19 protein-coding genes, 1 rRNA gene and 2 pseudogenes are annotated in these 26,208 nt (G+C 73.1%); 4 read left to right on the forward strand and 18 right to left on the reverse strand.

Annotated elements, in window-relative coordinates; translation table 11 throughout:
- Positions 1 to 55: 55 nt before the first annotated feature.
- The 9 genes from ACWCWD_RS31325 to ACWCWD_RS31365 form a co-directional block, all read right to left on the reverse strand.
- Positions 56 to 1,270 carry a pseudouridine synthase gene (locus ACWCWD_RS31325; RefSeq protein ID WP_450778056.1) on the reverse strand — a complete coding sequence of 405 codons (1,215 nt, stop codon included), beginning with the start codon at positions 1,268 to 1,270 and terminating at the stop codon, positions 56 to 58.
- Entirely contained in the window at positions 1,270 to 2,049 is a 780-nt protein-coding gene (scpB, locus tag ACWCWD_RS31330) for an SMC-Scp complex subunit ScpB (RefSeq protein WP_450778058.1), read from the reverse strand. Before scpB ends, ACWCWD_RS31325 begins: the two co-directional genes overlap by 1 nt.
- Entirely contained in the window at positions 2,046 to 3,080 is a 1,035-nt protein-coding gene (locus ACWCWD_RS31335) for a segregation and condensation protein A (protein WP_450778085.1), read from the reverse strand. The genes scpB and ACWCWD_RS31335 overlap by 4 nt, the downstream gene beginning before the upstream one ends.
- Before the next feature lie 150 nt (positions 3,081 to 3,230).
- Positions 3,231 to 3,821 (reverse strand): hypothetical protein, encoded by a 591-nt coding sequence (locus ACWCWD_RS31340; RefSeq protein ID WP_450778087.1) that lies wholly within the window; start codon positions 3,819 to 3,821, stop codon positions 3,231 to 3,233.
- Positions 3,818 to 4,936: a ParA family protein gene (locus ACWCWD_RS31345; protein WP_327174979.1), complete on the reverse strand. Its 1,119-nt coding sequence runs from the start codon at positions 4,934 to 4,936 to the stop codon at positions 3,818 to 3,820. Before ACWCWD_RS31345 ends, ACWCWD_RS31340 begins: the two co-directional genes overlap by 4 nt.
- A gap of 380 nt (positions 4,937 to 5,316) precedes the next feature.
- Positions 5,317 to 6,432 carry an alanine dehydrogenase gene (ald, locus tag ACWCWD_RS31350; protein WP_450778089.1) on the reverse strand — a complete coding sequence of 372 codons (1,116 nt, stop codon included), beginning with the start codon at positions 6,430 to 6,432 and terminating at the stop codon, positions 5,317 to 5,319.
- Between the two features lie 180 nt (positions 6,433 to 6,612).
- Positions 6,613 to 8,733: a tetratricopeptide repeat protein gene (locus tag ACWCWD_RS31355; RefSeq protein WP_450778060.1), complete on the reverse strand. Its 2,121-nt coding sequence runs from the start codon at positions 8,731 to 8,733 to the stop codon at positions 6,613 to 6,615.
- Between the two features lie 184 nt (positions 8,734 to 8,917).
- Positions 8,918 to 9,544, reverse strand: a complete 627-nt coding sequence (locus ACWCWD_RS31360; protein WP_450778062.1) for an NUDIX domain-containing protein — start codon at positions 9,542 to 9,544, stop codon at positions 8,918 to 8,920.
- Positions 9,545 to 9,628: 84 nt separating this feature from the next.
- The gene (locus tag ACWCWD_RS31365; protein WP_450778064.1) at positions 9,629 to 11,293 is read right to left on the reverse strand and encodes a CTP synthase; all 1,665 of its coding nucleotides are present in this window, start codon (positions 11,291 to 11,293) and stop codon (positions 9,629 to 9,631) included.
- 444 nt (positions 11,294 to 11,737) lie between these two features.
- On the opposite strand from ACWCWD_RS31365, the gene ACWCWD_RS31370 reads away from it, so the two are divergent.
- Together ACWCWD_RS31370 and ACWCWD_RS31375 are read left to right on the forward strand one after the other, a co-directional pair.
- Entirely contained in the window at positions 11,738 to 13,567 is a 1,830-nt protein-coding gene (locus ACWCWD_RS31370) for a glycoside hydrolase family 15 protein (RefSeq protein ID WP_450778091.1), read from the forward strand.
- A 153-nt stretch (positions 13,568 to 13,720) separates the two neighbouring features.
- Entirely contained in the window at positions 13,721 to 15,109 is a 1,389-nt protein-coding gene (locus ACWCWD_RS31375) for an FAD-binding oxidoreductase (protein WP_450778066.1), read from the forward strand.
- A 63-nt stretch (positions 15,110 to 15,172) separates the two neighbouring features.
- Here ACWCWD_RS31375 and ACWCWD_RS31380 read toward each other — a convergent pair whose 3' ends face one another.
- The 5 genes from ACWCWD_RS31380 to ACWCWD_RS31400 all read right to left on the reverse strand — a co-directional run bounded on the left by ACWCWD_RS31380 (position 15,173) and on the right by ACWCWD_RS31400 (position 20,505).
- Positions 15,173 to 16,267: a glycosyltransferase family 4 protein gene (locus tag ACWCWD_RS31380; protein ID WP_450778068.1), complete on the reverse strand. Its 1,095-nt coding sequence runs from the start codon at positions 16,265 to 16,267 to the stop codon at positions 15,173 to 15,175.
- Positions 16,268 to 16,547: 280 nt separating this feature from the next.
- A complete protein-coding gene (gene recN, locus ACWCWD_RS31385; RefSeq protein WP_450778069.1) occupies positions 16,548 to 18,302 on the reverse strand; it encodes a DNA repair protein RecN in 1,755 nt (584 codons plus the stop codon).
- Between the two features lie 126 nt (positions 18,303 to 18,428).
- The gene (locus ACWCWD_RS31390) at positions 18,429 to 19,340 is read right to left on the reverse strand and encodes an NAD kinase (protein WP_450778071.1); all 912 of its coding nucleotides are present in this window, start codon (positions 19,338 to 19,340) and stop codon (positions 18,429 to 18,431) included.
- A complete protein-coding gene (locus ACWCWD_RS31395; protein ID WP_386892859.1) occupies positions 19,337 to 20,152 on the reverse strand; it encodes a TlyA family RNA methyltransferase in 816 nt (271 codons plus the stop codon). Before ACWCWD_RS31395 ends, ACWCWD_RS31390 begins: the two co-directional genes overlap by 4 nt.
- An 8-nt stretch (positions 20,153 to 20,160) precedes the next feature.
- Entirely contained in the window at positions 20,161 to 20,505 is a 345-nt protein-coding gene (locus tag ACWCWD_RS31400; protein WP_450778073.1) for a hypothetical protein, read from the reverse strand.
- A 42-nt stretch (positions 20,506 to 20,547) separates the two neighbouring features.
- On the opposite strand from ACWCWD_RS31400, the gene ACWCWD_RS31405 reads away from it, so the two are divergent.
- Positions 20,548 to 20,895 carry an SCP2 sterol-binding domain-containing protein gene (locus tag ACWCWD_RS31405; protein WP_450778075.1) on the forward strand — a complete coding sequence of 116 codons (348 nt, stop codon included), beginning with the start codon at positions 20,548 to 20,550 and terminating at the stop codon, positions 20,893 to 20,895.
- Positions 20,896 to 20,999: 104 nt separating this feature from the next.
- Here the strand turns inward: ACWCWD_RS31405 and ACWCWD_RS31410 are convergent, their stop codons facing one another.
- A complete protein-coding gene (locus ACWCWD_RS31410) occupies positions 21,000 to 22,040 on the reverse strand; it encodes an HAD-IIA family hydrolase (protein WP_450778077.1) in 1,041 nt (346 codons plus the stop codon).
- Positions 22,041 to 22,111: 71 nt separating this feature from the next.
- On the opposite strand from ACWCWD_RS31410, the gene ACWCWD_RS31415 reads away from it, so the two are divergent.
- On the forward strand, positions 22,112 to 23,437 hold the full coding sequence (locus ACWCWD_RS31415) for a DUF1015 family protein (RefSeq protein WP_450778079.1): 1,326 nt from the start codon (positions 22,112 to 22,114) through the stop codon (positions 23,435 to 23,437).
- Positions 23,438 to 23,829: 392 nt separating this feature from the next.
- Here ACWCWD_RS31415 and ACWCWD_RS31420 read toward each other — a convergent pair.
- From ACWCWD_RS31420 to rrf, 3 genes and pseudogenes are all read right to left on the reverse strand, one after another.
- A pseudogene (locus tag ACWCWD_RS31420) lies at positions 23,830 to 24,544 on the reverse strand (tetratricopeptide repeat protein); the annotation flags it as partial.
- 432 nt (positions 24,545 to 24,976) lie between these two features.
- Positions 24,977 to 25,585, reverse strand: a pseudogene (locus ACWCWD_RS31425) (DEAD/DEAH box helicase); the annotation flags it as partial.
- A 531-nt stretch (positions 25,586 to 26,116) separates the two neighbouring features.
- Positions 26,117 to 26,208: ribosomal RNA gene (gene rrf / locus ACWCWD_RS31430) — 5S ribosomal RNA — on the reverse strand; the annotation flags it as partial.

The raw sequence follows: 26,208 nt of genomic DNA on the forward strand, positions 1-26,208 counted from the left end.
TTCGACGCGGGGCCTGAGGGGCTCCCCCGGAGGTTCTCCGAGGGCTCCCGGGGTCCTACAGACCGACCTCGCGCATCAGCATGCCGACCTCGGTGTTGGTCAGGCGGCGCAGCCAGCCGGACTTCTGGTCGCCCAGCGGGATCGGCCCGAAGGACGTCCGCACCAGCCGGTCGACCGGGAAGCCGGCCTCGGAGAGCATCCGGCGGACGATGTGCTTGCGGCCCTCGTGGAGGGTCACCTCGACCAGGTAGTTCTTGCCGGTGTTCTCGACGACGCGGAAGTGGTCGGCGCGGGCGTACCCGTCCTCCAGCTGGATGCCGTCCTTGAGGCGCTTGCCCAGGTCGCGCGGGAGCGGGCCCTGGATCGCCGCGAGGTACGTCTTCTTCACGCCGTACTTCGGGTGGGTGAGGCGGTGGGCGAGCTCACCGTGGTTGGTGAGCATGATGATGCCCTCGGTCTCGGTGTCCAGCCGGCCGACGTGGAAGAGCCGCGTCTCACGGTTGGTGACGTAGTCGCCGAGGCACTGACGGCCGTCCGGGTCCTCCATCGAGGAGACGACGCCGGCCGGCTTGTTCAGCGCGAAGAAGAGGTACGACTGGGTCGCGACGGTCAGTCCGTCGACCTTGATCTCGTCCTTCTGCGGGTCGACGCGCTTGCCCTGCTCCAGCACGATCTCGCCGTTGACCTCGACGCGCGCCTGCTCGATCAGCTCCTCGCAGGCCCGCCGCGAGCCCATGCCGGCCCGGGCGAGGACCTTCTGCAGCCGCTCGCCCTCCTGCTCGGCGCCCGGGTGGGTCTTGACCACCTTGAAGTCCGGCTTGTCCGCGTACCGGTCGCGGTTGCGCTGCTCGATCTTCGCGTCCAGCTCGCGCGGCCGGGCCTGGCCCGAGGGGCCGCGCCGGAAGCCGCCGCGGGCGTTGCCGGGCTGCGGGGACTTCGGTCCGCCCTTGGCGCCGCCGCGGGCCGAGGCGCCGCGGCCCTTGCGGGCTTCGCTGTCGCCGGCGCCCGACGAGCTGGTCGAGGGGCCCACGTCGTAACGGCGCTCCTCCGGGCGGGGGCGGCGCGGACGCTGCTCCTGCTGGTCGTCGCGCCCGCCGCGGCCCTGGGCCGGCCCGCGGCCGCCCTGGCCGCCCTGACCGCGGCCGCCCTGGCCACCGCCCTGACCGCCGCCCTGGGACTTCGGCCGGAAGGACCCGCCACTGCCGCCCCGGGGGTTCCGGTTGCCGCCGCCGCTGCTGCCGCTTCCGCTGTTCCTGCCACTGCTTCGCATCAAAATTCCGTCTTGTCGTCTGCGTGAGTATCCGGGGTGTCCGGTGCGTCCGGATCGAACGACGGCACACCCTCTAGCGTCTCAGCCTCGATCGCGTCCGCTTCCGGGAGGAAGGGAGCGAGTTCCGGGAGCTCGTCCAGACCACGCAGGCCCATACGCTCCAGAAAGTAGTTCGTCGTCCTGTACAGGATCGCACCTGTTTCGGGTTCCGTCCCCGCCTCCTCGACCAGAGCGCGCTGCAGGAGGGTCCGCATGACCCCGTCGCAGTTCACTCCGCGCACCGCCGAGACCCTCGAACGGCTGACCGGCTGGCGGTACGCGACGACCGCCAGGGTCTCCAGTGCCGCCTGGGTGAGACGGGCCTGCCGGCCGTCCAGGACGAAGCTCTCCACGGCCTCCGCGTAGGCGGTCCTGGAGTAGAACCGCCAGCCTCCCGCGACGAGCCTCAGATCGAATCCGCGGCGCTGGGCGGTGTACTCGTCCGCCAGCTCCCGCAACGCCAGGGCCACGGCCCTCGGCGGCCGCTGGAGGACCTTGGCGAGGTGCTCCTCGGTGGCCGGCTCGTCCACCACCATCAGCACCGCCTCCAGGGCGGGCTTCAGCTCCAGGTCCGCGACGCTCCCGGACCCGGCGGGCTCCCCGCCGTACCCGTGCCCACCGTCGTACCCGTGCTCGGCCTCGTCGGCGAACCTCCACGCCCCGCCGTGCCGCGGTGCGCCCCCGTGCACCGGCCCGTCCGTGACGCCGGCGCTCCCACCGGCTCCAGCGGCTCCGCTCATGGCTCCATGCCCTCCTCTTCGTCCGGCTGGACCTGCCTGTCGAACTCGTCGGTCACGACGGGTTCCGCGTCCTCCCCGCCGCACCACCGCACGAGGAGCTCGCCGAGCGCCTCCTCCTGGTCCAGCGCGACCGCCTTCTCCCGGTACAGCTCCAGCAGCGCCAGGAAGCGGGCCACCACCGTGAGGGTGTCGGCCGCGTCCTCGGTGAGCTCCCGGAAGCTGGCCCCGCCGGACTCCCGCAGCAGCGCGACCACGATCCCCGCCTGCTCGCGCACGCTGACCAGCGGGGCGTGGATGTGGTCCACGTAGACCTGCGGTTCGGGCCGGGGCTGCATCGCCTTCGCGGCGAGCCGCGCGAACCCCTCGGGGCCGATGCTGAGGACGACCTCGGGCAGCAGCGCCGCGTGGTGCGGCTCCAGCCCGACCGTACGGGGGAAGCGGCGCGCCTCGGCGTCCAGCCGGTCGCTGAAGATGTCGGCGACGCGCTTGTACGCCCGGTACTGGAGCAGCCGCGCGAAGAGCAGGTCCCGGGCCTCCAGGAGGGCGAGGTCGGCCTCGTCCTCCACCTCGGCGGTGGGCAGCAGCCGGGCGGCCTTGAGGTCGAGCAGGGTCGCGGCGACGACGAGGAACTCGGTGGTCTGGTCGAGGTCCCAGTCCGCGCCCATGGCGCGGATGTGGGCCATGAACTCGTCGGTGACCCTGGAGAGCGCGACCTCGGTCACGTCCAGCCGGTGCCGGGTGATCAGCTGGAGCAGCAGGTCGAAGGGGCCTTCGAAGTTCGCCAGCCGTACGGTGAACCGCCTGCCGTCCTCCGGCGGCCCCTGAGGGCCCTCCGGCGGCTCCGGAGGTACCCCGGGCCCCTCGGGCACCCCGGAGGGCTCCGGGGGCACTGGAGGCGCGTGCAGCGCCTCGGGGGCCGCGGGGACTCCGGGTGCCTCGGGGACCGCCTCTTCCGGCGTCGCCCCGGCCGCCCCCGGTCCGCGCCCGAGGGCGCGGCGGCGCGGGGCGGCGGAGTCGTCGGTCGTCGGCAGCGGCACGTGAACAGTCCAGGTGTACGACGGGCGCGGACCGGCCGTGCCGTCTCGTACGGGCCCGGCGTCCGGCGGGGAGCGGGAGCCGGCCGCTCGGGGCGGGCGGCAGGGTTTGCGGCCCTGCCGGGCAGGCTACCCGCGGCGGACCGCTCAGCGGCCGCGCAGCCGCCGTACGAGGATGCTCGCGTCGCCGCGCGATTCCAGGTCGGCGAGGACGACGGCGACCGCCTCGCGGACGATGCGCCCGCGGTCGACGGCGAGGCCGTGCTCGCCGCGCAGGACCAGCCGGGCGTGTTCGAGGTCCATCAGTTCCTCGGCCGAGACGTAGACCGTGATCTTCTCGTCGTGCCGCTCCCGGCCGCTGGGCCGCCGGTTGGCGCCCCTGCCCTGGCCGGTGCCGCGGCCGCGCTGCTGCTGGGGCGCCCCGGTCTGCTCCTGGGCCGGCGGCCGGCCCTGGGGCCCGGGGCCGGTCCGGGGGACCGTCACGCGCTCGGGGCCGCCCGCGCGTCCGCCCGGGTCCACCCCTTCGGTGTCGGGTGCGGAGGTGCCGTCGCGCCCCGTCGGCCGCTCCGGTGGGGTACCGCCGCCCGCCGGGGAGGACGGCGCCTGGTCGCCCTCCCCGGCGGGTGCGGGCACCCGTGCCTCGCCGTTCGCCTTGCGCCGCCGCTCCGCCGGGGAGGAGGACTGGAGTCCCATGCCCCCGGTGGTGCGGAACAGTTCGTCGGCACCGGGCAGACTCACTCGGCGTGACACCGGGCGAGCACCTCCCTGGCGAGCTGTCGGTAGGCGGCCGCACCGACCGAGTTCGAGGCGTACGTGGTGATGGGCTCACCGGCGACCGTGGTCTCCGGGAAGCGCACCGTGCGCCCGATGACCGTGTGGTAGACGTGGTCGTCGAAGGCCTCCACCACGCGGGCGAGCACCTCGCGGCTGTGCACCGTGCGGGAGTCGTACATCGTGGCGAGGATGCCGTCGAGCTCCAGCTCGGGGTTGAGCCGCTCCTGGACCTTCTCGATGGTCTCGGTGAGCAGCGCCACACCGCGCAGTGCGAAGAACTCGCACTCCAGCGGCACGATCACCTTGTGAGCGGCCGTCAGGGCGTTCACGGTGAGCAGGCCGAGCGAGGGCTGACAGTCGATCACGATGTAGTCGTAGTCGGCCATCAGCGGCTTGAGCGCGCGCTGCAGGGTCGACTCGCGGGCCACCTCGCTGACGAGCTGCACCTCGGCGGCGGACAGGTCGATGTTGCTGGGCAGCAGGTCCATGTTGGGGACCGCGGTCTTCAGCAGTACCTCGTCGGCCGACATGCCCCGCTCCATGAGCAGGTTGTAGACGGTGAGGTCCAGCTCCATCGGGTTGACGCCGAGGCCGACCGAGAGGGCGCCCTGCGGGTCGAAGTCGACGAGCAGGACCCGTCGTCCGTACTCGGCGAGCGCGGCACCCAGGTTGATGGTCGAGGTGGTCTTGCCCACCCCGCCCTTCTGGTTGCACATCGCGATGATCTTGGCGGGACCGTGTTCGGTCAGAGGTCCCGGGATCGGGAAGTAGGGCAACGGGCGCCCGGTCGGGCCGATCCGCTCACGGCGCTGGCGCGCCGCGTCGGGGGCGAGTGTGGCCGCGTACTCCGGATCGGGTTCGTACTCGGCGTCGGGGTCGTAGAAGTGCCCCTCGGGCATCTCGGCGAAGTCGGCGAGGTGGGCGGTGTCGCGGCCACTCTCGTTGCCGGCCATGGCGTTCACGTGTAGGCCGTCCATCATCTGGGGGGGCGTCGTCATGTGCTGGTGGGTCGCGAAGGTGCGGACCGCGACGGAGCCGACAGCTTCGAGCCCGTTCGGGCCCTGACCCCGTGCAGGCATCCCTGGTTGACCACCCCCGGGAGTAAATGTCGACTCATTCACAAGTCGTCTTACCTCCTTGGATGTGACCAGGAAACTTATCGATAGGTCAGCGTGGCACCATGCCGACGATGGGCGACTCTATGGCGTGTCACCGGTCCGCAGCAACACAATCCGCCGGACCCGGCCCGATGTGTCTGCAATCGAACACCCCCCTGTCAAGGGTGCACGGGGCGCAAGGCGCGCTTTTCACGAGGGAACGAATCGGGTGAATCCGGACGTTCAGCGCGAGTTGACCACCACCCCCCGCACCCCGGCGCACGACCGGCCGGACCTTGACGCACAAGGTCCGGCCGGAGGTGCGGGATTGACGGTACGACGGGCGCGACGGGTCCGGCCCGTCAGCCGATGATCGAGCTCAGCTCGACGTGCGGAAGGTCGTGCGCGTCGGCGACCTCGCGGTAAACGACTTGCCCGTCATGGGTGTTGAGGCCCCTGGCCAGGGCGGCGTCACGGCGCAGCGCCTCGACCCAGCCCCGGTTGGCCAGCTCGACGATGTACGGGAGCGTGGCGTTGGTGAGGGCATAGGTGGAGGTGTTCGGAACCGCGCCGGGCATGTTCGCGACGCAGTAGAACACCGAGTCGTGGACCGTGAAGGTCGGTTCGGCGTGCGTGGTCGGGTGCGAGTCCTCGAAGCAGCCGCCCTGGTCGATCGCAATGTCGACAAGAACACTTCCGGGCTTCATCTTGGCGACGAGCTCGTTGGTGACCAGCTTCGGGGCCTTCGCGCCCGGGATGAGGACGGCGCCGATGACGAGGTCGGCCTCGACGACCGCCTTCTCCAGTTCGAAGGCGTTGGAGACCACGGTCTGCACCCGGGTCCCGAAGACCTTGTCGGCCTCGCGCAGCTTGCTGACGTCACGGTCGAGCAGGGTGACGTGGAAGCCGAGCCCCACGGCGATCTGGGTGGCGTTCCAGCCGGAGACGCCGCCGCCGATGACGACCGCCCTGGCGGCGGCCGTGCCGGGGACGCCGCCGGGCAGCACGCCCCGGCCGCCCGCCGAACGCATCAGGTGGTACGCGCCGACCTGCGGGGCCAGCCGGCCCGCGACCTCGGACATGGGGGCGAGCAGCGGCAGCGCCCGGTTCGCGGTCTCGACGGTCTCGTACGCGATGGCGGTGGTGCCGGACTCCAGCAGCGCGTCGGTGCACGCGCGGGAGGCGGCGAGGTGGAGGTAGGTGAAGAGGGTCTGCCCCTTGCGCAGGCGGTGGTACTCCTCGGCGACCGGCTCCTTGACCTTGAGCAGCAGGTCGGCCGCGGCCCAGACCTCGTCGGCGGTGGGCAGGATGCGCGCCCCGGCGGCGGTGTACTCCTCGTCCGTGATGGACGAGCCCGCGCCGGCGTTCCGCTCGACGACGACCTCGTGGCCGTGGCGTACCAGCTCGTGCACTCCGGCGGGCGTGATCGCCACCCGGAACTCGTTGTTCTTGACTTCGCGGGGGATGCCGACCTTCACGTGGATCACGGTCCTTGGCTCGGAGGGACGCCCGGGCGGCGGGGCGGCCCGGCCGGGGGCCGGGGAACGCCGGTTTGCACGGACTCGCACAGAAATGCGCATCACCCACGGAAACATCGCAGGGACACGCGGCAGAGCCAGTCTAATGAAGGACTTCCCGCTGTCTAGCCTTGCAAAGAACTAATTTTCGACCGAGACGCCAATGTTTTCGCAGGCGGATCCCTCCTCGCCCAGCAGTCTCTGGGCCGTCGCCCGGTGCAGCGCGGCCGCGGCGGGGTCGCCGAGCCGGTCCAGGGTGTCGGCCAGCCGCAGCTCCAGCGCCGCCTGGAGCCGCACGTCCTCGGCCTGCCGGGCCAGGTCGACGGCCTCCCGGCAGGTACGCAGCGAGTCGTGCGGGCGGCCCGCGTACTCCTGGACCCTGGCCGCCTCGCTGAGCGCCCTGGCCTGGGCCGGAAGGTCGCCGAGCCTGCGCAGGCCCGCCGCGGCGGCCCGCCAGTTGCGCAGCGCCTCGCCGTACCGCCCGGCGTACGCGTGCACCGCGCCGAGCCGCCCGTAGAGCCGCGCCTCGCCCTCCCGGTCGCCCTGTGCGAGGCGCTGGGCGAGCGCCCGGCCGTACCAGTCGGAGGCGCGCGGGTAGTCCCCCAGCTCGGCGTAGGCGCCTCCGACGGATTCCATGGCGCGGCCGGTGGCGTACAGGTCCTTCGCCTCCCGCCCGGCGTCCAGCGCGGCGCGGTAGCGGGTCAGGGCGGTGCGGGTACGGCCCGTGGAGGCGTCGAGGTCGGCGAGGTTGAGGAGCGCGGCGGCGCGTTCCCGGTGCAGCCCCCGGCGCTCGGCGACGTCGAGCACCAGGCCGTGCAGCCCGTACAGCTCGGGGGCGGCGGCCTCCGTGCCGAGGTGGGCCGCGAGCGCCCGCACCAGGGCGGCGACCAGGCGGCGGGCGAGGGTGTCCAGCTCTCCGTCCGCCACCGCCATGCGGGCGGCGGCCACCAGCGAGGGCAGCCTGACGCGCAGCCAGACGGCGGCCTCCTCCGGGCCGGGGAACCGGAGCGCCTTGGGGAGTCCGGCGAGCTTGCGGCGGGCCGGGGAGCCCTCCGGCTCGGTGACCGCCCGGCAGGAGTGGAGCAGCCGTACGGTGCGCTCCAGCATCCTGGCCCGGGCCAGCTCGGTCTCGGCCGGCCGGTCGCGTTCCTCCAGGAGCGCCCGCACCAGGGGCGCGAGGCAGCCCGGTACCTCGTACTGGGGCTCGGTCGCGCCGTCCGTACGCAGCAGGCCGAGGGCGACGAAGTCGTCGAGGGTCCGGCGGGCGGCGGAGACGGAACAGCCGGCCAGCGCGGAGGCGGTGTGCGCGTCGGCGAGGCCGGCGGGCGCGAGCGCGAGCAGTCGTAGTATCCGGGCGGGGGTCTCCAGCAGGGAGTCGTGCGCCATCCGGAAGGCGCGGGCCAGCGGGCGGGCGCCCACCGGCTGCTCGGTGTCCTCCGGGGTCCCCCGCAGGTGCTGGGTGGCGTCGGCGACGGAGGCGGTCGGACGGGCGGCGATCCATCCCGCGACGAGCAGCAGGGCGGCGGGCTGGCCGCCGCACTCCTCCACGAGGGCCTCGGCGGTCCGGGGGTCCACGGTGATCCGCACCTGTCCGATCACGCCGGCGAGGAGGCGCACGGCGGAGCCGGTGTCCAGCCCGCCGATGGTGCAGGGGCGGACGTCGGGGACGCCGGTCAGCGGGCCGGTCGCGGTGGCCAGCACCAGGCAGCCGGGGCCGTCCGGGAGGAGGGGGTCCACCTGCTCGGCGTCCACGGCGTCGTCGAGTACGAGCAGCAGCCGCCGCACGGCGAGGGCCTCGCGGACCATCTCGGTGAGCTCGTCGGCGTCCGCGCCGGGCGGGGTGGCGAGGGAGAGCAGGCCGAGGATCTCGCGGGCGGTGCGTTCGGCGGGCACCCGGGTGCCGCCGGGGTCGGTCAGGGCGACGCGCAGCACGCCGTCCGGGTAGTCGCCGCTTCCGGTACCGGGCGCGGCCCAGGGCAGCGGGCCCATGGAGCCGCCGGCGGGGGCCGCGCCGGTGAGGGTGCGGGCGAAGGCGGCGGCGAGCGCGCTGCGCCCGGATCCGGCGCGTCCGGCGATCAGCAGGACCCGGGCGCGGGCCGCCTTGCGGCCGGCGAGGGTGTTCAGTCCGGCCCGTTCGATGTCCTCGTGAAGGGCTTTCAACTCACGCTGGCGGCCGAACAGTTCGGGTGGGGTTGCGCCGGAGGGCTCCTCGGTGCGGGGCGCTCGGGCCGGGCCGCTGGTGTCCACCGCCTGATCCGTCACGAGCCACGCTCCACTTCGCCGCACCCGGTGCCCGCCGGAGTTCCGGCGGGCCTTTCGAGCCTAGTTCAGCGGTGCCGCCGATCAGGGCGGAGCGGGGCGGAGACATCGCCCGATCGGATCAGCGATTCTTACGATCGTCCGATGGATATCGGGTGAGCGAAAGCCGTTGCCCGGGGGACAGCCCTTACGCCTCGAACGGCCGGGCCGGCCAGGGGGACTCCGCCGGGCGGAGTGAGCCCTCGCCGTCCCCCGCGCGGGCGGCGGTCAGTGCCAGGACGCCCATGACCAGGCAGCTGTTGTGCAGTTCGCCCGCGAGGACGCCCCGTACCAGGTCCGCCAGCGGGATCCGCGCCTGCTCCATGTCGGCCTCCTCCTCGGAGACCGCGAAGCGCTCGCCGACCGCCTCGGAGAGGTCGCGGGCGAGGAAGATGCGGACCGCCTCGTCCGAACCCCCGGGGCTGGTGTAGACGTCGGTCAGGACCCGCCAGTCCTCCGCCTTGACGTGCGCCTCCTCGTACAGCTCGCGCTGGGCGGCGGCCAGCGGGTTCTCGCCGGGGACGTCGAGCAGTCCGGCCGGGATCTCCCAGAGCTTCTGGCGTACCGGGTGGCGGTACTGACTCAGCACCAGGACGTGGTCCTCCTCGTCGATCGCCAGGATCGCGACCGAGCCGGGGTGGACCTGGTAGTCACGGCCGACGACCGTGCCGTCGGGCATCACGACGTCGTCGGTACGGACGCTGGTCTTGTTGCCGGTGAAGGGCGTCACCGTCGCGGTGACCCGCCATTCCTCGGCCCTGTCCTGGATGCCCATCTGCGTCCTCCCGCTTCACGAACGAAAAACCGGGGCACCCGTCCTCGGCGGACGCGTACCCCGGTCAACGGTAATGCCTCGGGACTACTTGCCGGACGCGGCGGCCTCCGCCTGGCGGGCGACGGCGGCCTTCACCAGACCCGCGAAGAGCGGGTGCGGGCGGGTCGGGCGGGAGCGCAGCTCCGGGTGGGCCTGGGTGGCGACGAGGTAGGGGTGCACCTCGCGCGGGTACTCGACGTACTCGACGAGCTTGTTGTCCGGGGAGGTGCCGGAGAAGACCAGTCCGGCCTTCTTCTCCAGCTCGGAGCGGTAGGCGTTGTTCACCTCGTAGCGGTGACGGTGGCGCTCCTCGACGTACGGCTCGCCGGCGTACGCCTCGCGGACGAGGGAGCCCTCGGCGAGCTTCGCCGGGTAGAGGCCCAGGCGCATGGTGCCGCCCAGGTCGCCCGCGCCCTCGACGTACGCGAGCTGCTCCTCCATGGTGGAGATGACGGGGTGCGAGGTCGCGGCGTCGAACTCGGTGGAGTTGGCGTCCGGGATGCCGGCGATGTTGCGGGCCGCCTCGATCACGATGCACTGGAGGCCGAGGCAGAGGCCGAGCAGCGGCACCTTGTTCTCGCGGGCGTACTGGATGGCGCCCACCTTGCCGTCGACACCGCGCTCGCCGAAGCCGCCGGGGATGCAGATGGCGTCCACGCCCGCGAGGTGGCGGGCGGCGCCGGCCGGGGTCTTGCAGTCGTCGGAGGTGACCCACTCGACCTTGACGCGGGCCTTGTTCGCGAAGCCGCCGGCCCGGATGGCCTCGGTGACCGAGAGGTAGGCGTCGGGGAGGTCGATGTACTTGCCGACCAGGGCGACGGTGACCTCGTGGTCGGGGTTGTGGACGCGGTCCAGCAGGTCGTCCCAGGTGGACCAGTCCACGTCGCGGAAGGGCAGGTCGAGCTTGCGCACGACGTAGGCGTCCAGGCCCTCGGTGTGCAGCACCTTCGGGATGTCGTAGATCGACTTGGCGTCGACGCAGGCGACGACGGCGCTCTCGTCCACGTCGCACATCAGCGAGATCTTGCGCTTGATGGCGGTGGGGACGTCGCGGTCGGCGCGGAGCACGATGGCGTCCGGCTGGATGCCGATGTTGCGGAGCGCGGCCACGGAGTGCTGGGTCGGCTTGGTCTTCAGCTCGCCGGAGGGGCCGATGTAGGGCAGCAGCGAGATGTGCACGACGAAGACGTTGTCCCGGCCGACCTCGTGGCGCACCTGGCGGACGGTCTCCAGGAACGGCAGCGACTCGATGTCGCCGACGGTGCCGCCGACCTCGGTGATGACCACGTCGACGTCGCCGGTCGCCATGCGGCGGATGCGGGACTTGATCTCGTTGGTGATGTGCGGGATGACCTGGACGGTGTCGCCGAGGTACTCGCCGCGCCGCTCCTTGGCGATGACCTGGGAGTAGACCTGCCCGGTCGTGACGTTGGCGGAGCCGTCGAGGTCGACGTCGAGGAAGCGCTCGTAGTGGCCGATGTCCAGGTCGGTCTCGGCGCCGTCGTTGGTGACGAACACCTCACCGTGCTGGAACGGGTTCATCGTGCCGGGGTCGACGTTGAGGTACGGGTCGAGCTTCTGCATCGTGACCCGGAGACCACGCGCCTTGAGCAGCGCACCCAGGCTGGAGGCAGTCAGACCCTTGCCGAGGGAAGAGGCGACACCCCCGGTGACGAAGATGTGCTTGGTCGTCGTGGATGTGGGCTGCATAGCCAAGAGGGGGCTCCCGTGGTAGCGAATCTGGGGTACGTACCGGCTGCCGAACCGGAGATTCCGGGGGTGCCGTCGCTGCGGTTCGGGGGCCTCGTCCGCTCTCGCGTACGACCACCGGTCCACGGGCTACCAGCCTAACAGCGACCTGGGGACCCTGCTTCCGGCCACACGCTCCGCACGAGCGTCACGAAACGTCCTCACCCCTCCCACGCCCCACCCGTTCGGCTCCGACAAGATCCACGAACCGTCGCGCGGATCACATCGGTGCGTCGTATCCTGCTCGGACACTCGCTGACGAGCGGGACGGTCGGCCCGCGGCATCACCCCCCGCCCGCTCCCACCGGTCCAAAGGGCTCTATCGACCCCTCCTGAACATCTCTTTATTCCGCAGCAAGCGCCCCCACAGCGGGGCGACACATGGCCGTTCGACTGGAGACGCACGTGGCCGGGCGCATCGAGGATTACGCACTCATCGGAGACATGCAGACAGCGGCGCTGGTCTGCCGGGACGGCACGGTCGACTGGCTCTGCCTGCCACGCTTCGATTCCCACGCCATCTTCGCGGGCCTTCTGGGTACCGAGGAGCACGGCTTCTGGCGGCTGGGGCCGCTGGAGCCCTCGTCCGAGGGCTCCGACGGCGCGCAGGCCGCCGCCGAGCCGCCCGCCGCCGACCGGCGGCGCTATCGCGGCGACTCCCTCATCCTGGAGTCGGAGTGGGACACGCCGCGCGGCACCGTACGCGTGATCGACTTCATGCCGCCCCGTGACGGCGCCCCCCAGCTCATCCGCATCGTGGAAGGCGTCAGCGGCCGGGTGACGATGCGCTCGTCGCTGCGGATGCGGTTCAGCTACGGCCGGATCACCCCCTGGGTGCACAAGGTCGACAGCCGCACGGTCGCCGTGGCCGGACCGGACTCCGTCTGGCTGGACACGCAGGCCGAGACGTACGGCAAGGACCTGACGACCTACTCCGACTTCACGGTCTCCCCCGGCGACCGCGTCGCGTTCACGATCAGCTGGCAGCCCTCGCACCACCAGCCGCCCGCCCTGCCGGAGCCGGAGGGCTCGCTGGAGGCGACCGAGCGGTTCTGGGAGGAGTGGGTCGCGCAGTGTACGTACCACGGCCCCTACCGGGAGGCCGTGACCCGCTCGCTCATCACCCTGAAGGCGCTGACCTACGCGCCGACCGGTGGCATCGTCGCCGCGCCCACCACCTCGCTGCCCGAGGAGATCGGGGGCGTACGCAACTGGGACTACCGCTACACCTGGCTCCGCGACGCCGCGATCACCCTCTCCTCCCTGCTGCGCACCGGCTACCGCGAGGAGGCCCGCGCCTGGCGCGAGTGGCTGCTGCGGGCCGTCGCGGGCGACCCGGAGAACCTGCAGATCATGTACGGCATCGCCGGCGAGCGCGAGCTCGGCGAGGCGGAGCTGGACTGGCTGCCCGGTTACGAGAACTCCGGCCCGGTCCGCGTCGGCAACGGCGCGGCGGACCAGCTCCAGCTCGACGTGTACGGCGAGGTCACCGAGGCGCTGCACCTGGCGCACATGACGGGCCTGACCCGCAACGACTACGCCATGGGCCTCCAGCTCAAGCTGATCAGCTACCTGGAGCAGCACTGGTACGAACCGGACGAGGGCATCTGGGAGGTGCGCGGCCCCCGCCGGCACTTCGTGCACTCCAAGGTGATGGCCTGGGTCGCGGTCGACCGGACGATCAAGCTGATCGAGTCCGGCGACGTGGAAGGGCCGCTGGAGCGGTGGCGCGAGCTGCGCGACGACATCCACCGCGACGTCTGCGACCGGGGCTACGACCCCGAGCGCAACACCTTCACCCAGTCCTACGGCTCGAAGGAACTGGACGCCTCGCTGCTGCTGATCCCGCAGATGGGCTTCCTCCCGCCGGACGACAAGCGGGTCATCGGCACGATCGAGGCGATCCAGCGCGAGCTGTCGACCGAGGACGGGTTCGTGCTGCGCTACCCGACCTCCGGCGACGACGCGGGCGTGGACGGCCTGGAGGGCGACGAGGGCGCGTTCCTCGCCTGCTCCTTCTGGCTGGCGGACGACCTGGCGATGATCGGCCGGGTCGACGAGGCCCGCCAGCTCTTCGAGAAGCTGCTCTCGCTCCGCAACGACCTGGGGCTGCTCGCCGAGGAGTGGGACTCCCGGCTCCAGCGCCAGGTGGGCAACTTCCCGCAGGCGTTCAGCCACGTCCCGCTCATCGACACCGCGCTGCGGCTGACCGCCAGCGGGGCGTACGCGGGCTGACCCGCCGTCTCCGCACGAACGCCCCGGCCGCCCTTCCGCGGTGGCCGGGGCGTTCGGCGTCGGGGACCGGGTCACCGGCTGTCCCACCGGGCTCTCCCGTCCCCCCGGTACTACGCTGGAAAGGTACGTTTCAGCCCCTCGGAAGGGGGCACCATGACGCCCCGCACCCTGTTCGACAGCTCCCTCGCCGCACTGCGGGAGGGATTCTCCGGCGCGATCCACACCCCCGAGGACGAGGGGTACGACGAGGCACGCGCCGTCTTCAACGGCATGATCGACCGCCGTCCCGCCCTGATCGCCCAGTGCGCGTCCACCGAGGACGTCGCCTCGGCGCTGCGCTGCGCCCGCGCGGAGGAGCTGGAGATCGCCGTACGCGGCGGTGGCCACAGCGTGGCGGGCATGGCGTCGAGCGAGGGCGGGCTCGTCGTCGATCTGCGCCGCATGCACGAGGTGACCGTCGACCGCGAAGCGGGCACCGCCCGGGTCGGCGGCGGTGCCACCATGAGCCATCTGGACCGCGCCACCCAGCCGTTCGCGCTGGCCACCACGGGTGGGCGGGCCTCGACCACCGGGGTCGGCGGATTCACGCTGGGCGGCGGATCGGGCTGGCTGGAGCGGAAGTTCGGGCTGGCCTGCGACAATCTGCTCGCCGCCGAGGTGGTCACGGCCGACGGCTCGCTGGTCCGGGCGAGCGAGCGGGAGAACCCCGACCTGTTCTGGGCGCTGCGCGGCGGGGGCGGGAACTTCGGCGTCGCCACCTCGCTGACGCTCCGTCTGCACGAGCTGCCCGCCATGAGCATGGCGCTGATCATCTTCCGCCCCGAGGACGGCCCGGAGGCCGTCACCGCCTTCCGCGACCTGATGGCGTCGGCGCCCGAGGAGGCCGGCGGCGGCTGCCTCTATCTGACCGGTCCGCCCGAGGAGTTCGTGCCTCCGCAGCTCGTCGGCAAGCCGGTCTGCGGGGTCCTGCTCACCTGGGCGGGCACGGAGGACGGAGTGCGGGAGGTCGCCGCACCGCTGCTGGCCCTCCCCCACGAGGCGGAGGTCGTCGCCGGGATCCCGTACGCGGACCTCCAGTGCATGCTGGACGATCCGCCGGGCCAGCGGAACTACTGGTCGGCCGAGTACCTGGGCTCCTTCCCCGACGAGGCGGTGGCCGCCTTCTGCGCCACTGCGGGCGCCATGCCCGTACCGTCCGGGTCGCAGCACATCCTCTTCCCGCTGGGCGGGGCGGTGGCGCGCGGCCCGGCCGACCTGCCCGTACGGTGGCGCTCCTCCCCCTGGGTCGTGCACCCCTTCGGCATCTGGGACGACCCGGCCGACGACGCGCACGCCCGGCAGTGGGTCCACGAGGCGCGCGCCGGGGTCCGGCCCTGGGCGGACGACGCGGTCTACCTCAACTTCATCGGCCAGGAGGGGCACGAGCGCGTCGTCGCCGCGTACGGCGAGGAGAACTACGCCCGGCTCGCCGGGGTGAAGCGCCGTTACGACCCCGACAACGTGTTCCGGCTCAACCACAACATCGAGCCCGCCGCGGCCTGAGAGACGGGCGCGTCAGCGGGACCGGAAGGCCGGCGGGATCTGCGCGTCAGCAGTGCCGGCCCGTCAGCGGGAGCGGTTGAGTGGTTGCGCCAACTCGTCGTAGACGGTGAGCACATGGGTGATGGTGTCCTCCTCGGTGGGCCAGCCCGCCGCCTGCGCCCGACCCTCGGCGGCCAGCAGGGCGCGCCGGTCCGGATCGACGAGCAGTCCGCCGATCGCCCGGGCGAGCACCTCGGGGTCGCCGTACGGGACGAGTTCGGCGGCGTCGCCCACGAGTTCGGGGATACCGCCGACGGCGGTGGCCACCAGCGGGGTACCGGCCCGCAGCGCGTCCTGCGCGAGGCGGGACCGGGCCTCCCAGCGGCTGGGGATCACCACGAGATCGGCCGCGGCGACGAGTTCGGGGATGTCGTCCCGGGCGCCGATCAGCCGGACGGGCAACCGCTCGCCCTTGATGCGGCGTTGCAGTGAGGCCCGCTCGCGGCCCTCACCGACGACGACCACCTGGGGCACCGGGTCGAGGGCGCCCAGGAGCCGTACGGCGTCGAGCAGGACCCCGTACCCGTGACGCGGCATCAGCGACCCGACCGAGAGCAGCAACGGACTGCCCACCGCGCCGAGTTCGGCGCGGATCTTGGCGAGGTGCGCCGGGTCGGCGGCGGTACGGGGTACGGGTGCGGCGACCGGTGCCAGCCGGGCGTCCCGGGCGCCCCTGCGGCGGGCCCGGTCCACCAGGTCGGACGAGGTGCCGAGCAGGACGGCGGCCGCCCGGGCCGCCCGGACCTCCAGCAGGTGCCGTACGTGCCTGCGGGCGCCTTCGGCGTGGCCCCGGCCGTGCCAGGTCACGACCAACGGGGTGCGCAGGCCGCCGAGCGCGGCGGCGGCGCGGACGGCCGCGTGCGGGCCGTGCGCGTGCACCACGTCCGCGCCGAGGCAGGCGGAGCGCAGCGCGGCCATGGAGACGGGGTCGCCGCGCCGGGGCACCGCGGCGAAGCGGGCGCCGGTCGTGGAGAAGTCGTGGACCAGGTCCACGGCGGCGGGCGCGCAGACGGTGACCTGCACCCCCCGCGCGATCAGCCCGGCGGCGAGCGATCCGACGTGGGCGCCGCTGCCGGCACCTCCGCCGCCCAGGACCTGCACCGTTCGCAGCTGTGACACGTCGATTGGCTCCCGGACTTCCCGCGTCGTTGAGGGGTGCGTGCCACGGCGGGCACAGCCCCAAGGATGCCAGTCCGTACGGGCGTTGCCGACCGCCGGAACGTTGCTGCATCCCGGTCGGGCGACAACCGGCCGTTCCGTACCACTCGCACGAGTGATGTCCCTGGCGCGAAATCGTCGCCCCGGAGGCCCGGCCGCCGCTCCCGAGCGCACCCCTCGCGCCCCCCTCACGCACCCCGGAGCGGGTGCGGGGGCCGCGAGGACCCCCGCCGCGCAGCCCTCAGGCGCTGTCCGCCCGTGCGGTGGCCAGCAGCTCCTCCGCGTGGGCGCGGGCCGTCTGGGAGTCCTCCTGGCCCGCGAGCATCCGGGAGAGTTCGCGTACCCGGTCCTCGCCCTCCAGGACGGTGACCCCGCTGCTGGTCACCGAGCCGTCCACGGTCTTCTCGACCAGCAGCTGGCGGTCGGCGAACGCGGCCACCTGCGGGAGGTGGGTCACGACGACGACCTGGGCGGTCCTGGCGAGCTTGGCGAGACGGCGGCCGACCTCCACCGCCGCCTTGCCGCCGACACCCGCGTCGACCTCGTCGAAGAGGTACGTGGGCACGGGGTCGGAGCCCGCGAAGACGACCTCCACGGCGAGCATCACCCGGGAGAGCTCACCGCCCGAGGCGCCGCGGGCGATCGGCCGGGGCTGGGCCCCGGGGTGCGGGGCGAGCAGCAGCTCGACCTCATCGGCGCCGGACGGACCGTAGACGACGCTGCGGCCGCCCACGTCGATGCCGGAGGCCTCGTCGGGCGCCTCGGTCTGCCGGAGGGCGAAGGAGACGCGGGCGTGCGGCATCGCGAGGGAGGCCAGCTCCTCCGTGACGTCGGCGGCGAAGCGGGCCGCCGCCTCGGTGCGGGCGTCGGTGAGGGCCTGGGCCAGCTCGGAGAGCTCTTCGCGCAGGGCGTCGCGCTCGTCGGTGAGTTCGCCGATCCGGTCGTCGTCGCCCTCCAGCTCGGTGAGGCGCGCGGCGCCCGCCTCGGCCCAGGCGAGCACGGCGCCGACGTCCTCGCCGTACTTACGGGTCAGCGCGGTGAGCGCGGCCCGGCGCTCCTCCACCGAGGCGAGGCGCAGCGGGTCCGCGTCGAGCTGGTCGGCGTATCCGGCGAGGTCTCCGGAGACGTCGGCGAGCAGGATGGAGATCTCCCCGATGCGGTCCGCGAGGGCGGCGAGGGCGGGGTCGTGGGAGCGTACGGCGTCCAGTGACCGGCCGGCCGCGGCGACGACGGTCGTGGCGTCCACGACCTCCTGGTCCTCCGGGTTACCGGCCAGCGCGGTGTGCGCGAGGGCGGCGGCGGAGGAGAGGGCCTCGGCGTGCCCGAGGCGCTCGGCCTCGGCGGCGAGTTCGGCGTCCTCCCCCGGCAGGGGTTCGACGGCCGCGATCTCGTCGAGGCCGAAGCGCAGCAGATCAGCCTCCTGGGCCCGCTCCCGGGCCCGGGTGGTGATCTCGTCCAGCTCGACGACGACGGCGCGCAGCCGCCGGTAGGCGGCCGCGTACTTCGCGTGCGGCACGGCGACGCCGTCGCCCGCGTACCGGTCCAGGGCCTGCCGCTGCCGGGCGGGCTTGAGCAGCCCCTGCTGGTCGGTCTGGCCGTGCACGGCGACCAGTTCGTCGGCGAGTTCGGCGAGCACCCCGACGGGTACGGATCTGCCCCCGAGGTGGGCCCGTGAGCGGCCCTCCGCCGAGACGGTACGGCTGATCAGCAGCGCGCCGTCCTCGATCTCCGCACCGGCCTCCTCGGCCCGCAGGGCGACCGTGTCACCGTCCTTGACCGTGATCCGTCCCTCGACCACCGCGGCCTTCGCACCGATCCGCACCAGGGCGGGATCGGCACGTCCGCCGAGCAGCAGCCCGAGGCTCGTGACGACCATGGTCTTGCCCGCTCCGGTCTCACCCGTGACCGCGGTGAATCCGGGCGACAGCTCGACCACGGCATCGTCGATGACTCCGAGCGACCGTATCCGCATCTCCTCCAACACGGACACGACCATACGAGGTTTCACCGCCCCCGTGCGACGGCCCCCGCCCACGACGCGCCCGCGGGCGTCTGCGCACGGCCCCGTCACCGCCGCCCGGGACAGGTGTCCGGGGCCGGGGCCGGGCCGTGCGCGGCCCCGTCACTGCGGCAGGCCGCGCCACCCCGAGACCGGCAGCGCGAACTTCGCGACCAGCCGGTCGGTGAACGACGCGTGGTGCAGTCGCGCCAGCCGTACGGGTACGGCTCCGCGCCGCACCTCGACGCGGGCACCGGCGGGCAGCTCGACGTTCCGGCGGCCGTCGCACCAGAGGACTCCGTGCGGGGTGTGCGGCTGGACCTCCACCGCGAGCACCGACGACGGCGAGGTGACCAGCGGCTTCGCGAACAGGGCGTGCGCGCTGATCGGCACCATCAGCAGGGCCTCGACCTCGGGCCAGACGACGGGGCCGCCGGCGGAGAACGCGTAGGCGGTCGAGCCGGTGGGGGTCGCGCAGACGATCCCGTCGCAGCCGAACCCGGTGACCGGCCGGCCGTCGATCTCCAGGACGACCTCCAGCATCCTTTCGGGCGAAACCTTCTGCACGGCCGCCTCGTTGAGCGCCCAGTCGGTGTGCACGACCGCGCCGTTGCTGTGCACCACGACGTCGAGCGTCATGCGCTCCTCGACCTCGTACGCCCGGGTCACCACGCGGGCGACCACCCGGTCGAGGTCGTCGCGTTCGGCCTCGGCCAGGAACCCGACCCGGCCGAGGTTGACCCCGAGCATGGGGACGCCCGAGGCGCGCGAGATCTCGGCGCCGCGCAGCAGGGTGCCGTCACCGCCGAGCACGATCAGCAGTTCGCACCCGTCGACCGCGGCGGGGGTCGCCTCGGCGACCGTCTCCACCGCGGCCGGGAGCGGCAGATCGGTCGCCTCGGCCTCCAGGACCCGTACGCCGAGGCCGTTGCGCAGCAGTCCCTGCACCACGAGCTCCGCACTGCGGATCGCGGCCGGACGGCCGGTGTGCGCCAAAAGGAAGACTGTTCGTGCCGTACTTGTCGTCGTCGTCAACGAGGCCCCTCCGCCACTGCACGGTCCACATCTGCCGGATCCAGTTCGGGTGCGCCGGCCCGCAGCCACAGAAAGTACTCGACGTTCCCCGAAGGACCGGGCAGCGGGCTGGCCGTGACCCCGCGCACCCCGAGCCCGAGCGCCGCCGCCCGGCGGGCGACTTCGCGTACCGCTTCGGCGCGCAGCTCGGGGCTGCGCACCACGCCGCCGCTGCCGAGCCGTTCCTTGCCGACCTCGAACTGCGGCTTGACCATGAGGACCAGGTCGGCGTCGGGGGCGGCGCAGCGCACCAGCGCGGGCAGCACGAGCCCCAGCGGGATGAACGAGAGGTCGCCGACCACCAGGTCCACCGGCAGTCCGTCGATGTCGTCGAGCGTCAGTTCGCGCACGTTGGTGCGGTCCTTGACGACGACCCGCTCGTCCGACTGGAGCGACCAGGCGAGCTGTCCGTAGCCGACGTCGACGGCGAGGACCTGCCGGGCCCCGGCGCGCAGCAGCACGTCGGTGAAGCCGCCGGTGGACGCCCCGGCGTCCAGCGCCCGGCGGCCCTCCACCTCCAGTCCCAGCGGGACGAACGCGGCGAAGGCGCCGGCGAGCTTGTGCCCGCCGCGCGAGACGTACTCCGGATCGCTCTCGTCCTTCGCGACGACCACGGGGGCGCTGGTCTCCACCTGGGTGGCGGGTTTGGTCGCGACCAGGCCGCGTACGGAGACGCGTCCCGCGGCGATCAGCTGGCTCGCGTGCTCGCGCGAGCGGGCGAGCTTGCGGTGTACCAGCTCTGCGTCGAGGCGGCGACGGGCCACTCCTGCCACGGTTACGTTCAGCTCCTGTTGTCGTACGGGGGTGCGGGTGCGGGCCCTGCGTCCAGCGCGGTCAGCGTGGAGCGCAGCCCACGGTGTACATCCTCGTACACCTCGGTGTGTCCGTCCGCCGCAAGGTGGTCGGCGTCGGCCAGCCGCTCCAGCGCGGCGTCGACGGCGGCGTTCCCGGTGGGGGTGCGGACGACGCCGAGGGGGGCGGGCGCGGCGGGCGCGTGGGAGGGGGCGGTGCCGGGTCCTGCCGCCTCCTCGCCGGGGGCGGCCGTCCCGTCGCCGGGGGCGGTCCCGGGGGCCGCCGGGGGTGCCTGAGCAGGCACCGTGCCGGGCCCCGTCGTCAAGTCGCTCATGCCGGAACGCTACCTCGGCGGGCTGGGGTACCGTCGATCACGATGGCGACCATGGCAGAGTGCCGCAGCGCACTGGACAGACTTTCCGACAATCTCGCGGGCGCGGACGGAGACGTGCGCAGCGCCGCCTCCCTGGACCGCTCGCTGAGCTGTCACATCAAGGACCTCGACGTGACGTTCACCGGCCGGCTCACGGACGGCCGGATCCGGGTGCTCGACACCGTCGAGGGCCCGCCCCGCGAGAAGGCCGAGATCAGACTGGCGATGACCGGCGACGACCTGGTCGCGCTGGTGGACGGCGACCTTAACTTCGCCAAGGCCTGGGGGGCGGGCCGGATCCGCCTGGAGGCGGGGTTCCGGGACCTGCTCAAGCTGAGATCCCTGCTCTGACGGGCGTTCAGGACGCCTGAGGCGGGCCGGCCGGGCAGGCCCGCACCTCTTTCGGGGCCGCGGGTCACCGCCCCCGCGGCCCCGTCTCCTCCGTCGGCCCGCCGTCAGAGCCCCAGGCGGGCGACGGCCTTCCCCGCGTCGAGAGCGCACGCCCCGGTGCCCGCGGCGGTCCACGCGGCGCCGCAGAGCGCCCGCAGCCCGTCGATCGCGTCGAGGGCGTCCCCCTCGCCGTCGAGGACCAGCTCCTGCCCGCGCGGCGACGCGGTCCATCCGCCGCAGCTGGCCGTACCGTCGTCGTCCACCGTCACCTCGGGCTGTCCGGTGAGCAGCCCGCGCAGGTCCCGGTCGATGTACGTCGGACGGTGTTCCGGTACCGCCGCGACCAGCTGGGCGGCGTCGGTCACGCCGGTCAGCACCAGCAGGGAGTCCACTCCGCCGTTGAACGCGCCCTCGATGTCGGTGTCCAGGCGGTCGCCGACGACGAGCGGGCGCTCGGCCCCGGTACGCAGCACGGTCTCCCGGTGCATCGGGGGCAGCGGCTTGCCCGCGACCTGCGGCTCGGCGCCGGTGGCGATCCGGACGACCTGGACCGCCGCGCCGTTGCCGGGGGCGATGCCCCGGGCGCTGGGGATGGTCAGGTCGGTGTTGGACGCGAACCAGGGCAGCCCCCGGTTGATCGCGTACGCGGCCTCGGCAAACCGCGACCAGGGGAAGTCCGGGCCTCCGTACCCCTGCGCCACCGCCACCGGGTCGTCGTCCGCCGAATCGACCGGGACGAGTCCGCGCTCCTCCAGGGCGACCCGGAGCCCCTCGCCGCCGATGGCGAGGACCCGGGCGCCGGCCGGGAGCTGGTCCGCGACCAGCCGGGCGACCGCCTGCGCGGAGGTGATCACGTCCGACGGCTCGGCGGGCACCCCCAGCTCGGTCAGGTGGGCCGCCACCGCGGCGGGTGTCCGCAGCGCGTTGTTGGTGACGTACGCGAGGTGCATCCCGCCGTCCCGCGCGGTGGTGAGTGACTCGACGGCGTGACCGATCGCCTGGCCGCCCGCGTACACGACCCCGTCGAGGTCGAGCAGAGCCGTGTCGTACGCCTCGCTCAGCGGCGTACCGCTGCCGAGCGGCCGGGACGTGTCCTGCTGACTCATTGTGTTCGCTCCTCGTTCGATGCCTCTGCCCCGATCATCCCGCATCGGCGCACCGCACCTACGATGCGGGGATGACCACATCGGGGCACACCGGGAAGGGGCACGCCGGGGAGGGACCTGCTGGGACGGGACCGGCCGGGAAGGGACTGCGCCTGTACCCGTTCCGTGGTGTGCGTTACGTCCCCGAGCGGGTGGGCAGCCTCGCCGCGGTGACGTCCCCTCCGTACGACGTGGTGGTGCGTCCGGACGGCCTGCACCACCTGGAGTCGGCGGACCCGCACAACATCGTGCGGCTGATCCTGCCTCAGGACGGTTCCCCGGCCGCCCGCAACCGGCTGGCCGCCCGGACCCTGGACGAGTGGCTCGCCGAGGGGGTGCTGGCCACCGATCCCGAACCCGCGCTCTACGTCTACGAGCAGCGCGGCAACGGCATCCTCCAGCGCGGCCTGATCGGCGCCCTGGCGCTCTCCCCCGCCGCCGACCGGATCGTCCTCCCGCACGAGGAGGTGATGGACGACGTCGTGGCGGAACGGGCCGCTCTGATGCGCGCCACCGGAGCCCACCTCGAACCGCTGCTCCTCACCTGTCCGGGTGACGGTACGGAGTCCGGCGCGGCGGCGGTCGTCGAGCGGGCGGCCCGGCGGAACCCGCTGCTCACCACCACGACGGAGAACGGGCTGCGGCACCGGCTGTGGGCCGTCACCGATCCGGCGGAGCAGGCCGAGGCCGCCGCCGATCTCCTGCCCCGGCAGGCCCTCATCGCGGACGGCCACCACCGGTGGGCCACCTATCTGCGGCTCCAGCGGGAGCAGCGCTCCCCCGGGCCCTGGGACTACGGCCTGGTCTTCCTGGTCGATACGGCCCGGTACCCGCTCCAGGTACGCGCGATCCACCGGGTGCTCCGCCGGCTCGCTCCCGCCGACGCCCTGGCCGCGCTCGGGAACCGGTTCCGGGTGCGGGAGGTGGCGGGCCCGCTGCCCCGGGCGCTCGGCGCGCTCGCCGCCGCGTCCGAGGAGGGCAACGCCTATCTGCTGGCGGGCGACGGTACGTACCGCCTCGTGGACCGGCCGGACCCCGCCCTGCTCGCCCGTACGGTCCCTGCCGGCCGCCCCGAGGCCTGGCGCACCCTGGACGCGACGGTGCTGCACGAGACGCTGCTCGACCGGGTCTGGCGTCTCCCGGACACCGCTGAGGAGATCGCTTACCTTCACGACCCGGTGGCCGCGGTCGAGCAGGCCGAACGGTCCGGCGGGACGGCCGTCCTGATGCATCCGGTACGCGAGTCGGTCGTCCGCGGCCTCGCCCGGCAGGGCGTCACCATGCCGCGCAAGTCCACGTCCTTCGGCCCCAAGCCGGCGACGGGCCTGGTGATGCGGAGACTCGCCGACGACGACTGAGCGGCGCGCCCGTACCCGCTGCGGATACGGATACGGATACGAAGAAGGGCGGCACCCCCGGAGGAGTGCCGCCCTTCTTCTACCTTCTGCTGCTGCCGCTACCGGCTACGCGGTGCGTACCGCTCAGGCCTTGGCCGGACCGTCGGCGTCGGGCTGCTCGGTGCTGTGCCCGGCGTCCTGCTCGGTGCTCTGCTCGGTCGCCGGGGTCGCCTCGGCGGCCGCGTCGGCACGGTCGGCCCAGGCGTTCAGCTCGTCGGTGTCGTCCTCGTCCTCGTCGTCGACGTCGTCGCGGTCGTCACCCTCGGTGTCGTCCGCGATGTCGTCGTCGGCGATGTCCACCGCCGTGTCCGCCGCCGTGTCCGTGTCCTGGGTTGCGGGGGCCGCGTGGTGCTCGGCCGGAGCCGTGGCGGGAACGTCCTCCTCGTCGCCGTCCAGGGCGTCCACGAACTCGACTCCGTCCAGCTCGGCGAGCCGGTCGGAGGCGTCGGTCGCGCCGTCCTTGTCGGATTCGACGGTCTTGGCGAACCACTCGCGGGCCTCGTCCTCACGGCCCGCCTCCAGGAGCGCGTCGGCGTACGCGTAGCGCAGGCGCGGGGTCCACGGGTGAACGGCGTTGGAGGCCAGCTCGGGGCTCTGGAGGGTGACGATGGCGGCATCGATCTGCCCCATGTCACGGCGGGCACCGGCGGCCACCAGGCGCATCTCGACCTGGCCGGCCTTGTCCAGCTTCTGGACCTCGGGCTCGCCCGCCATCGCCATGGCGCGCTCGGGGCGGCCGAGGCCGCGCTCGCAGTCCGCCATGACGGGCCACAGCTCCACGGAGCCGGTCATCCGCTTGGCGGCACGGAACTCGGCCAGCGCCTCGCCGTACTTCTGCGTGGCGTACGCGGCGAAGCCGGCCGCCTCACGGACGGCGGCGACGCGCGAGGCGAGCCGGAGGGCGACGCGGGAGTACCCGTACGCCTCCTCGGGGTCCTCGTCGATGAGCCGGGCGACCATGACGAGGTTGCGCGCGACGTCCTCGGCAAGGGTCTTCGGCAGGCTCAGGAGCTCCTGGCGGACCTCCTTGTCGATCTCGAAGCCCGTGACGTCGTCGGGGATGGGCAGCCGCTTGATGGGCTCGCGGTCACGGTCGCCCTGGTAGCCGCCGCGGTCGTCACGGCCGCGGAAACCACCGCGGTCGTCACGCTGGCCGCGGAAGCCGCCACGGTCGTCGTCGCGGCGCGGGCCACGGTCGTCACGGCGGAAACCGCCACCCGTGCCGGAACCACCACGGCTGTCATCGCGACGGAAGCCACCGCGGTCGTCGTCGCGGCGCGGGGCACGGTCGTCACGGCGGAAACCGCCACCGGTGCCGGAGCCACCACGGTTGTCATCGCGACGGAAACCACCGCCGGAGGGACGGTCGTCGTCGCGGCGCGGGCCACGCGGGCGGTCGTCACGGCGCTCGAAGCCGCCCGGACGTCCACCGCGGTCGTCATCGCGACGAGGAGCGCGGTCATCGCGCTGACCGCGGAAGCCACCGCGGTCGTCGTCGCGGCGGGGAGCGCGGTCGTCACGGCGGAAACCGCCGCCGGAGCCCGAACCGCCACGGTTGTCGTCACGGCGGAAGCCGCCACCAGTGCCCGAGCCACCACGGTTGTCATCGCGACGGAAACCACCGCCGGAACCACCACGGTCGTCGCGGCGGAAGCCGCCGCGGTCGTCGTCGCGGCGCGGTGCACGGTCGTCACGGCGGAAACCGCCGCCCGAGGGGCGGTCGTCACGGCGCTCGAACCCGCCCGGACGTCCACCACGGTCGTCATCACGACGCGGCGCACGGTCATCGCGGCGGAAACCGCCACCGGAGCCCGAACCGCCACGGTTGTCGTCACGACGGAAACCACCGCCGGAACCGGAACCACCACGGTTGTCATCGCGACGGAAACCACCGCCGGAACCACCACGGTCGTCGCGGCGGAAGCTGCCGCGGTCGTCGTCGCGGCGCGGTGCACGGTCGTCACGGCGGAAACTGCCACCCGAGGGGCGGTCGTCACGGCGCTCGAACCCGCCCGGACGTCCACCACGGTCGTCATCACGACGCGGCGCACGGTCGTCACGACGGAAACCGCCACCGGAGCCCGAACCGCCACGGTTGTCGTCACGACGGAAACCGCCACCGGAACCGGAACCACCACGGTTGTCGTCACGACGGAAACCACCGCCCGTGCCGGAGCCACCACGGCTGTCGTCGCGACGGAAACCACCACCAGTGCCCGAGCCGCCACGGTTGTCGTCGCGACGGAAACCGCCACCGGAACCGGAACCACCACGGTTGTCGTCACGACGGAAACCACCGCCCGTGCCGGAGCCACCACGGCTGTCGTCACGACGGAAATCACCGCCGGAGCCGGAACCACCACGGTTGTCATCGCGACGGAAACCGCCACGGTCATTGTCACGGCGCGGGGCGGCGGAGCGGTCGTCACGACCGCCGCGGAAGCCGGCCCTGTCGCCACCGTCCCGGCGACGCGGCTCGCGATCCGGACGATCGTCGGGAGAGTTGGTGGACATGGGTACGACTCCTGTCTTTGGGTACTGCAAACATTCTCGCGCAGCCGACCTGACGACGCGCTTCGGGAAAACAAAAGGACCCTTGGTCCCAGCGTGAACGCTGGGACCAAGGGTCCTTGAAAGATTGTTCGGCGGCGTCCTACTCTCCCACAGGGTCCCCCCTGCAGTACCATCGGCGCTGAAAGGCTTAGCTTCCGGGTTCGGAATGTAACCGGGCG

This window comes from Streptomyces sp. NPDC001493 (assembly GCF_053597235.1).

Excerpts from the sequence above, each read along its gene's own strand:
- ACWCWD_RS31325 (WP_450778056.1), bottom strand. The coding sequence starts at position 1,270 with ATGCGAAGCAGTGGCAGGAACAGCGGAAGCGGCAGCAGCGGCGGCGGC.
- scpB (WP_450778058.1), bottom strand. The coding sequence starts at position 2,049 with ATGAGCGGAGCCGCTGGAGCCGGTGGGAGCGCCGGCGTCACGGACGGG.
- ACWCWD_RS31345 (WP_327174979.1), bottom strand. The coding sequence starts at position 4,936 with ATGCCTGCACGGGGTCAGGGCCCGAACGGGCTCGAAGCTGTCGGCTCC.
- ACWCWD_RS31360 (WP_450778062.1), bottom strand. The coding sequence starts at position 9,544 with ATGGGCATCCAGGACAGGGCCGAGGAATGGCGGGTCACCGCGACGGTG.
- ACWCWD_RS31365 (WP_450778064.1), bottom strand. The coding sequence starts at position 11,293 with ATGCAGCCCACATCCACGACGACCAAGCACATCTTCGTCACCGGGGGT.
- ACWCWD_RS31375 (WP_450778066.1), top strand. The coding sequence starts at position 13,721 with ATGACGCCCCGCACCCTGTTCGACAGCTCCCTCGCCGCACTGCGGGAG.
- recN (WP_450778069.1), bottom strand. The coding sequence starts at position 18,302 with ATGGTCGTGTCCGTGTTGGAGGAGATGCGGATACGGTCGCTCGGAGTC.
- ACWCWD_RS31400 (WP_450778073.1), bottom strand. The coding sequence starts at position 20,505 with ATGAGCGACTTGACGACGGGGCCCGGCACGGTGCCTGCTCAGGCACCC.
- ACWCWD_RS31405 (WP_450778075.1), top strand. The coding sequence starts at position 20,548 with ATGGCGACCATGGCAGAGTGCCGCAGCGCACTGGACAGACTTTCCGAC.
- ACWCWD_RS31410 (WP_450778077.1), bottom strand. The coding sequence starts at position 22,040 with ATGAGTCAGCAGGACACGTCCCGGCCGCTCGGCAGCGGTACGCCGCTG.
- ACWCWD_RS31415 (WP_450778079.1), top strand. The coding sequence starts at position 22,112 with ATGACCACATCGGGGCACACCGGGAAGGGGCACGCCGGGGAGGGACCT.